Here is a 780-nt window from a genome sequence, read left to right as displayed (position 1 = left end):
ACACAAACTTATACCCATCAGGTAAAGGTAAATTCATCTCCCAAGCAAGTTCAGCTGGTATATTATGATAATTGATTTTTTCATTTTCATCATTCAATTTTTTAGGATCAAGCAATGAAGGATAAGGATGATTTTCTTTTTTGTATCTTTCTTTGAAATCATCTGATAACAACCATTCTTCTATAAGATCAAAATTTTGTATAAAATAATTAAAATTATGAAAAATATTATCTAATATAGGTTGATAGTCTTGATGAATTTTTAATATATTTTTTATTCTTGAAAATTCTTTTAAAAATAATTGTTTATTATCTATCAATCCCTGAAGAATGCTAGAGTTAATCTGATCAAATTCTTTAAAAATTTCTCTAAAAATTTGAAATTCTTTTTTAGCTTTTTTAATATCATTTTTTAATTTAAATCCACTTCCTTTATACCAAGTTTGATAAGCTTTGATTAAAACTTCACCTAGCATATAGGACAAATGAAATTTATATCTTAAAGCTTGCTCATAATCACTGCATGTTTCTAAACTTGGATATTTGAGTTGAGGAAAAACTTGTATGGTTTGTTGATAAATTTTTTGTTCTTTTTTGTGTTGTTTTTTAATTTTATAGAGTTTTTTAAATAATGCTATATACCCCCCCCCATTGTTTGTAAAGTCAATCATAGCTTGACCTAGTTTATAAGCAAGATGATTTTTTACTCTTTCTATAGCTGAGTTTGGGTTATGCATAGGGTTTCTCCTTTAAAAATGGCTTTGGTTGGTTGTAAAATTAT

General features: G+C 25.5%; 1 pseudogene. It reads right to left on the bottom strand.

The features are described 5' to 3' along the window. A pseudogene (locus tag ELQ05_RS08110) lies at positions 1-736 on the bottom strand (sugar transferase); the annotation flags it as partial. Between the last annotated feature and the right edge of the window lie 44 nt (positions 737-780).

This window comes from Campylobacter sp. US53 (assembly GCF_004378995.1).
GTDB classification, from domain to species: domain Bacteria; phylum Campylobacterota; class Campylobacteria; order Campylobacterales; family Campylobacteraceae; genus Campylobacter_D; species Campylobacter_D jejuni.
Note: the sequence above shows the minus strand (reverse complement) of the source record. Positions and strands in the feature narration are given on the sequence as shown.